The 8,484-nt window shown below is 39.1% G+C and carries 6 protein-coding genes; 3 read left to right on the forward strand and 3 right to left on the reverse strand.

The features are described 5' to 3' along the window. Nucleotides 1-554 precede the first annotated feature (554 nt). Nucleotides 555-1,745: an FAD-dependent oxidoreductase gene (locus ACP6PM_RS26995; RefSeq protein ID WP_426589985.1), complete on the forward strand. Its 1,191-nt coding sequence runs from the start codon at nt 555-557 to the stop codon at nt 1,743-1,745. 1,145 nt (nt 1,746-2,890) lie between these two features. Here ACP6PM_RS26995 and ACP6PM_RS27000 read toward each other — a convergent pair. Genes ACP6PM_RS27000 through proX form a run of 3 tightly spaced genes read right to left on the reverse strand, consistent with a single transcriptional unit; the run spans nt 2,891 to nt 6,097 of the window. Further along, nucleotides 2,891-3,943, reverse strand: coding sequence for a class I SAM-dependent methyltransferase (locus tag ACP6PM_RS27000; RefSeq protein ID WP_426589986.1), 1,053 nt, complete (start codon nt 3,941-3,943; stop codon nt 2,891-2,893). 45 nt (nt 3,944-3,988) lie between these two features. Continuing rightward, nucleotides 3,989-5,017: a Glu/Leu/Phe/Val dehydrogenase dimerization domain-containing protein gene (locus ACP6PM_RS27005; protein ID WP_426589987.1), complete on the reverse strand. Its 1,029-nt coding sequence runs from the start codon at nt 5,015-5,017 to the stop codon at nt 3,989-3,991. 60 nt (nt 5,018-5,077) lie between these two features. Beyond that, nucleotides 5,078-6,097, reverse strand: a complete 1,020-nt coding sequence (gene proX / locus ACP6PM_RS27010) for a glycine betaine/L-proline ABC transporter substrate-binding protein ProX (protein ID WP_426589990.1) — start codon at nt 6,095-6,097, stop codon at nt 5,078-5,080. A gap of 90 nt (nt 6,098-6,187) precedes the next feature. Here proX and ACP6PM_RS27015 point away from each other — a divergent pair, with 90 nt between their 5' ends. Then, a complete protein-coding gene (locus ACP6PM_RS27015) occupies nt 6,188-7,390 on the forward strand; it encodes an RNA-guided endonuclease InsQ/TnpB family protein (protein WP_426589988.1) in 1,203 nt (400 codons plus the stop codon). 466 nt (nt 7,391-7,856) lie between these two features. Then, nucleotides 7,857-8,363, forward strand: coding sequence for a TerB family tellurite resistance protein (locus tag ACP6PM_RS27020; RefSeq protein WP_426589989.1), 507 nt, complete (start codon nt 7,857-7,859; stop codon nt 8,361-8,363). Nucleotides 8,364-8,484 lie beyond the last annotated feature (121 nt).

Below are 8,484 nucleotides of genomic sequence, written 5' to 3' on the forward strand. Positions count from 1 at the left end.
CGAATTATTAATTGTTAATAATTAATAATTAAATAATTCTGGTTTAAAGCCTCTCATGAGCAAGGAGAAAAAGCGGTCGTTTGCGGAGCAGTCCGTTAGGATGGGATGGCGAGGAGACCTCGCCATATCCAATCGACCAAGACAGCGGTCGTTTGCGGAGCAGTCCGAAGGATGGGATGGCTAGGTTTCTCGAAGAAAGCAGAGTCGCTGCCTCTTGCCTCCTGCGGAGGAGCTGCGCTAATAGAGGAGCTGCCTCTTTACAGAGGAGCTGCGCTAACGCTTTTCATGTCGGCTCTTAGCCGTTAACGAAGTTATGCGCCAGCAAAACGCCATATCCAATCGACCAAGAGAAAAGTGCTAGGATATTTCCTTATATTCAATTCCCGTAAGGTTTTAACCAGAGGTAATTATCAATTATCAATTATCCATTATCCATTAATGAATTCTTCCTTCTTTATTCTGCTATAATATCAATATCAAGTAACCGGATATGGCGATCGCCCGATTATATAATTTATAATACTACCGAACATCATAATTTAGGTAGAAACTTAATGGCAGAAACAACAGCATATTTCAATGCAGATGTAGTTATTATTGGTGCTGGTATTGCGGGTCTGGCAACAGCATATTACCTCAGCCAGAAACAACATCTACAAATTATATTGCTAGAGAAAGACTCTATCCCTAATCCCAATAACAGTTCCTATGGCGATGAACGGATGTATCGCCGAATGTATTCTAATGAATATCTATCAGAATTGCAAGAGGAAAGCTTGAAAGAGTGGGAAATGCTTGAAGCTCAACATGATTGTCAGTTACTGAGACAAAATGGCTTGCTCTTCTACGGCGAAGCTTGGGATGAAGAAACAATAGAAGGTAGTATTCCAGGTGCTCGTCGAGTGATGGAAAAGAAAGGAATTCCATTTGAAGCCTTAAATGCTGAACAACTTCAAGAACGTTGGCCAATGCGTCCTAAACCAGATTTTATCGGTTTGTTTGAAAGCACTTCCGGTATGGTTTGGTCTACAAAAGCTATTGAGCTATTTCGATCTCAAGCCGAAACTAATGGCGTATCTATCCACACAGGGGAAGAAACTGTTAGTCTCAACTGCACTCCTAGTAGCACGGTTGAAATCAAAACACGATCGGGAAATACATTTTTAGCCAATCAAGTTGTATTGACTGCTGGGGCTTGGACTAATGATTTACTCAGTTCATTTACAGATCCCCTCAATTTAGAAATTTGGCCGATGTTATGGGGACATTATCGGGTGGAAGAGACTTTACGAGATCAGTTCCCACAATGGTTCTGTTTTCAGCAAGAAAAGCCAGATAGTAACGATGGTGGACTCTACTACGGATTTCCTTGTCATACTCCTGAAACATCACTTATCAAAGTTGGGATTGATTGGTGTCCACCAGAACTCCGCACAAAAACCATGAGTACATTTGTGAGAGAACCCGATTCAGAGCTTGCGCAGTTACTCGATCAATTCCTTCGTAATAATTGGGATGGAATTAAGGAGTGTGTGGGTCTGTATTTTAGTCCATACATGATGACAAAAGATACTTTATTTGTGCTAGATCGGCTTCCCGGATATCCACAAATTAGTCTTTTTACAGGTGGATCGGGTCAAGCGTTTAAGTTTACACCACTTTTAGGCAAGTTGCTTGCTGAGTTAGTTTTAGATCAGCCCCCCTCTTTTGATTTATCTCCCCTCAGTGCTAGTCGGGAGTTATAAATAATTAGGAAGGAGTCAGGAGTCAGGAGTCAGGAGGGAGAAGTGGTCAGGACTTACGCAAAAAATCAAATTACACACCATCTGTAGGGGCGAATGGCATTCGCCCTTACTAGATATAGTAGATCTGCGTAAGTCCTGGTGGTGAAAAAAAGAATATATCAGAACCGACATTCCGCTTTGGTTGGCATATCAAACGCGGAGCAAGTGCGGCTGCTTCATCGCTCTGTTTCGCGATTATTGATGTTATTTTCATCTATTGTCCAATAGTTAGGGGGCGATTAAATCTAAAAACCTTTATATGTAAAGGTTTCAGCCTTTTTAGATCGGTAAAAAGTACGCCTGTTTCAGCTCTTAATGCTCAAAAAGTTAGTATTTTCGCTGCTGAGTATAGCAAAAAAATTACTCCTCCCCTGCTCCCCTACTCCCCTACTCCCCTACTCCCCTACTCTCCCACTCCCCCGCTCCTTAAAAAAGACTTTTTCAGCAAACCCTAGTTAGGGTTTGCTGATTTGCGATAGAACATTCGTTCCGCTTTGCTACGCACATGAAACGCGATCGCTCTGTTTCACGATTATTGATGTTCTATTCATCTATTGTCCAATAGTTAGGGTGGGCTGATTAAATCTCAAAGTATTTACAGATAAAGGTTTTAGCCTTTTTATGTCTTATATTGATGTTTGATTCATCTATTGTCCAATAGTTACAGCAGTTTGCGCACCTTATGAAGTACATATGCACAAGCAAGTGCGGCAGCTATATACTTTCATCCAACAAAGCCATTGTTAATTAGGGTTTGCTGAAAAAGTCTTATGGGTGAGGGTAGGAGGACCGAGTCAGGAGTCAACCCACCCCTAACCCAACCCACCCCCGCCCCTCCCAGGAGGGGAATATGAGGGGAAGTCAGGAGGAATGGGGAATTTAGAGAAGGCAGAAGGAAGAATTATCCCTTGATTTTTCAGCCAATAGTCAACCCAAAATCCTAACTTTTTGAGAACTCTAGAACGAAAACCTTGTACTTTTTTAAGACCTAAAAAAGCTAAAACCTTTATCTGTAAATCCTTTTAGATTTAATCAGCAGAGCAATAATTATTAATTATTGAATAGGATGCTATGAGGCGATAAAGCCTTAAGCATCCTAGTTTTGCTTATTCTTTGTAAATCCGAAGATGGGTGTGTGAATAATCCATTGAAAACTGATTGGGATTTTCTCGAACCCTAGCGGTAAATCTTGCGTAAAATTGGTTGACAATATCTAAAACATCTTCATGGGAGCGATTAGTGAAGGCATTTCGGAAAGTATGTTCACTCCAAGAACGAATTGTTTGGGTAAGTCCTTGGGCAAATTTCTCAGTGTCCCCATCTTCTTCGTACTGAGATCGATAAGGACAGGGAATTAAGATGGTTTGTATATCCCCTAATCTTAACCCAGCTTGATAAACTTCACTTTGGGAATCTTCAAGACAGGCACTAAATTCAGCTTCTTTTCGGTAATAATTTTGGAATGTAGCGTCAACATACTCCTCTGGCTTAATTAAACCCTCAATCTGCATTTGTTTCCAAATCTCATGGAGAACATCATGCATATTCAAGTCTACCTGGTTGTTGCCTAGATAACGCCCTTTTTCGTCTGTGGATAAATTAGCACTGACTATTTGCCCCCCAGATTTGAGTTCTTTCGCCCTAGCTAGGAGAATAGTAGTCCAGTCAAGCTGAGATTGGGCTTGAAAAATGGCTTTATCTTCCCCTTGCTCACAAGCATTAATATGGGTATGGTAGGTTAGATGTTTAGGCAACTTACTTAACCAGTGCATGGCTGTGGAGGAGAAGCCAAAGTCTAGACTATTGGGAGGACACACAGGTTCATAAAATGAGCGTGGAACCATTGAAACGACTAGATTTTGATCGTCTTGCATTAAAAAGGATGAAGTTTGACCCAAAGCATTAAAATCATTACTGGGTAAATCACTAAATATTGCTTCAATAAAAACCCCGCTATTTTGTTTTTTGATTGTATCAAAAATTTGCTGCCATAATCCTTGGGTAGTACCGCCATCTGCAATACCGTAATCAGCTAGTCTTACTTGTGAACTGTTTTGGATGGATTGGATTGCTGTTGTGACTAAATCCCCAGCAGCTTCGAGACAAAGTTTTGCTCCAAGTGTGTTGAGTGAGTAGTCAGATGCCATATAAATTGCCATATCAGATATTCTCCAATGATGATGATTTTTTTCCTGCTTTTGGGTTTAATTTTTCTCTAAAAAATCTGGCATTTGACATCCCACTCTGGGTTGTTTATCTGCTGCTGAAATCAGGGTTGATATGACTTGTTCGTAGGATTCTTCGCTATTGGTTAACTCTGCCAAAAAGGCATTGACTTTTTTTTCAACAATTTCTTGGACAAAGGCATAAATATAGCAGGGGTCTACTTGCTTGAAAATTGATGGGGCATAAAACTCGATTGAGTCGCAAATAACAGCACCAGCACTACTAATTGATTCCGGAATAAAAGTGATGGATTTTGCCTGTAAAATATCGAGTACCGAAGGTTCGCTTAGGGGAACATTTGCAGAACCAACAATATATTGACACTTCAAGGAATCGGCAATTTCTGGTGTAATTAGACCACTGATGGAACAAGGAACTAATGCATCACAGGGAATATCCCACCAGTTATGATCCTGTGAGATATTCTTGCAATTCGGAAGATCTGCTCGCTGGGGTACAATGTCATAAGTCATGATACTTGCTCCCAGTTTTTGGAGAGCTATAGCAGTAGCTTTACCCACCTTTCCCGAACCATGAACCAGAAAAACTAAGCCGTCAAGATTTTTTCCAAAAATACCTTGGATACTACCCACTACACCATAAGCTGTGGCAATACTCGGGTCAACTTTAGAATCTAGAGATGCCAGAATATAAGGACAGTGGTTTCTGAGATATTCCATGTCCTCCAAGGAAGTATTTAAGTCACAACCAGTGTACATCAAACCGTTAAGCTCATTCAGCATAGAACCGATAAAACTCAATAGCTCTTTCTTGCAGGCTTGACAATCGGCCATCGCTACAACAATTTTACCACCGCTAAAACCTGTATTGTACAGACGATGTTTATGGGTCATAACGAGGGACAAATTTCTACAGTCCTCCCAAGCAAGTGTCTGAGATTTATAAGTTTTGACCCTCAATCCACCGTTACTCGGCTGACTCAGGGTTGGTCTGTCTAACCCAATAAAACATTGCAAACCATCTCTATCTTTCTGAATAATTTTCATCTAAACTAAATTTGTTCTATTTATTATGGTGGATTATATTACAAAAGTTAAAAAAAAACATCAATTCTCTGACAAATTTGTTCCTGTCTTTCTTGCTTCTTCTAACCAACCATCAAACTTATCTTGATTTTTCTTGACCCACTCCTCTGCATGGCGACGGAGATCTTCTGAGTTACTTTCACCATCTTGTACGAGTTTTTGTTGAGCGTTAACATCTTCAATAGGAATTGAAACCAGCTCAAACAGACGTTTGGCTGCTGGATTAGCTTGCAAAAATTTATTGTTTGCTACTATCCGCACTCTATCAACTGCAATACCTAGATTTTTTCCATCTAGCATAGTTTCTTGTTCCGACACTTCTCCCTGTTCTTTTGGTAGAGAAGTAAAAGGCACTTCTAGCCAGATTGCATCCTTACCAGGTTCTAATACTGCAGGTACCCAGTGAGGAGTGTAAACATAATAGAGAATAGGTTTTTCCAGTCGGTTGCGAGCTACTACATCTGCCAACAAAATATCATAATTACCTTGATCGTGTTCAACCGTATCTCTCAGTCCATAGACATCCAAGTGATGCTCAATCACTAATTCACAACCCCATCCAGGATTACAACCTGCTAAGTTAGCTTTGCCATCACCATCTGAGTCAAAAAGTTGGGCAATTTTGGGATCTTTAAGCTGCTCTAACCTAGTGATTTTATATTTTTCTGCAGTTTTTTTGTCAATTTGATACCCTTGCAAAGCATTGTCAACAATAATTCCCACCCGCTTGAATTTATCTTCACCTCCGTTTTCTATAAAAAATTTATTTTGGAGTTTTTCCCAATGATCGGTGTAGAAATCTAAGCCTCCCTTACTGACAGAAATATGTACTATGGGAACACTGAGCTGTTTGACGGCTTCAGTTTTATAACCAAGCTTTTCTAGACCAATATTAATAACTTCTGTTAAAAATGCTGCATAGGTTGCGATACTAGAGCCAGAGCTTACTGTTACCCCTTTACCCGGCATCGTTTTGTCTGTTGATTCAGGATTAGATTGGATAGTGGGTTGACAGGCAATTAAAGTGATTGACCGAAAAATTGGGTTTCAAGCCTCGCCCTTATAGGGCGACTTTTTAGTTGATTATTGTCTATAAACATGTTATTATACTCTTAGTTTTCAAGTCAGGTTATGAAATCTAGATTTAAGTATCGTATATATCCAACATCAGGGCAAAAACACCAATTGGCCAAGCTATTTGGCTGTGTTCGTGTTGTTTGGAATGATAGTCTAGCTTGCTGCCAAGAAAAGTATAAATTAGGAGAGAATAAACCCACTAACTCCGAGTTACAAAAACTGTTTATTACTCAAGCCAAAAAGACTGAAGATAGACAGTGGTTATCGGAAGTTTCTAATATACCACTACAGCAATCTTTAAATGATTTAAATCAAGCTTATCAAAATTTTTTTAAATCAACCAAAGGTCAGAGAAAAGGCATAGCTATTAAACCTCCTAAATTTAAAACTAGAAAGTCAAAGCAAACTGCTAGGTTTAGAAAGGGTGGGTTTAAACTTGGTCAACATAAAGTATATTTAGCTAAAATTGGGAAACTAAAAATAGTTTGGTCAAGAGAGTTACCTGCTGCTCCATCATCAGTAACAGTCATTAAAGATTCAGCTAATAGATATTTTCTCAGCTTTGTAGTAGAAATACAACCAGAAATCTTACCTCAAACTGATAATTCAGTAGGTATAGATTTAGGAATTAAAACTTTTGCTACATTGAGCGATGGTACAAAAATTGACGCACCGAAACCCTTGAAAAAACGGATTAGGAAGTATCAAAAATTAAGCAAGTCATTATCTAAGAAAACTAGAGGCTCTAAACGATATGAAAAAGCCAGATTGGGAGTAGGTAAATTTCAGGCCAAATTGAAAGACACAAGGACAGATTTTCTGCATAAATTGTCTACTAAAATAATTCGTGAAAACCAAACAGTTGTTTTAGAAGATTTGAATGTGTCTGGAATGATAAAAAACCGCAAGTTATCCAGAGCTATATCAGACTTAGGATGGAGAAAATTTAGAACATTTTTAGAAGGAAAAGCAGAAAAATACGGTCGTGATTTTAGAGTAATTAATCGTTGGGAGCCAACAAGTCAGACTTGCTCTAGTTGTGGTTTTAAAGGTGGAAAATTAGACCTTAAGGTGCGAGAATGGGAGTGTCTTAACTGTGGTGTCAAACACGACCGTGATGAAAATGCAGCCATAAATATATTAGTCGCGGGCGGGCAGTCCGAGACAAAAAACGGACGTGGAGGCAAGCGTCAGACTACTGCCAAAGTAGCAGCAGCCTGTGAGACGTCAACCCACCGAGGAGCTAAGGCTCGGTAGGAATCCCCGTGCCTTTAGGCCGAGGAGGATGTCAAAAAAAAGCTAGAACTATTTTTAAGCAGTGTTTTTTTCTTTTTCGTTTCATTTTCATCCTTTAAGCTAGTTTTAGTCAAGCAATGGCTTAATTTTATTCTACAGAGCTAGTGGGTATCCTAATGGTGTTTATGACAAACTTCAGATAAGGGTATAAACCATAAATTTTAAAAATATTAAAGCCATACACAGTATGATTTTAGACAACTCAGTTTAACACCATATAATAAAATGAAGCTAATTGATTTGAGATTTTTCCATTCGCCTAACCTTTGGTAACTTGATAAAAGTTAACACAGTTATGTTGATTTATTTGCAGATACCTTAGTAGAATTAAGCAGGCTCTAGCCGGAAGTAATATTTCCAGAAGCTCCACTCACAGCTTTTGGAAAACAACTCTCAAAAATATGAACAGTACAGGAGAAAAATGATTATGTCAATATCTGTGGAAGAAGTTTATAAAATTCTTGGTCTGTGGTTTTTTCAAGATACTTTTGGGTGGCATTTGAGTGAGCTTCCTCCTAATGAGACCTATGAAGCACTTACAAAAGCAATGCTTATTTGTGCAAAAGGAGATGGAGTTCTTGCCCCAGAAGAAAGAGACTGGATTATAGGTTTCTCTGCAGTTAGAGGAATGGAACCCACACTGATTGAGGAAATGAAAAAGTATGAAGCAACAGAAGATTTAGAGGAAGTTATTAGTCGGACATCTCAAGCAATTAAGGCAAAAAGAGCCGCTATATATTATGCGATTAAGGCTTGTTCAGCCGATGCTGAATATCATGAAGGTGAGCAAGCATATGTTCGTAAAATGGCTGGTTTAATCGGTGTATCGGAAGAAGAAGTGAGTCAGTTAGAAGCCATGTATTTAGAAGAAAAAAGACTGCGAGAAAAACGAGTTGAACTTTTATTTCCTGACGGTCTACCTTATAGTTCTTGAAGCCAAGGAAAAAACGCAGACCTATTATTTTCTGGAGCTGATTTTCAGCTACTACTTGGAAATACCTAAGAGACTGTTTGTAAAAAAAAGCTAAAGATGGCCATGAAGAAGTATTTAAGGT

The sequence above is a fragment of the Dapis brunnea BLCC-M229 genome (assembly GCF_050015995.1).
GTDB lineage: Bacteria > Cyanobacteriota > Cyanobacteriia > Cyanobacteriales > Microcoleaceae > Trichodesmium.

Excerpts from the sequence above, each read along its gene's own strand:
- ACP6PM_RS26995 (WP_426589985.1), top strand. The coding sequence starts at position 555 with ATGGCAGAAACAACAGCATATTTCAATGCAGATGTAGTTATTATTGGT.
- ACP6PM_RS27000 (WP_426589986.1), bottom strand. The coding sequence starts at position 3,943 with ATGGCAATTTATATGGCATCTGACTACTCACTCAACACACTTGGAGCA.
- ACP6PM_RS27005 (WP_426589987.1), bottom strand. The coding sequence starts at position 5,017 with ATGAAAATTATTCAGAAAGATAGAGATGGTTTGCAATGTTTTATTGGG.
- ACP6PM_RS27015 (WP_426589988.1), top strand. The coding sequence starts at position 6,188 with ATGAAATCTAGATTTAAGTATCGTATATATCCAACATCAGGGCAAAAA.
- ACP6PM_RS27020 (WP_426589989.1), top strand. The coding sequence starts at position 7,857 with ATGTCAATATCTGTGGAAGAAGTTTATAAAATTCTTGGTCTGTGGTTT.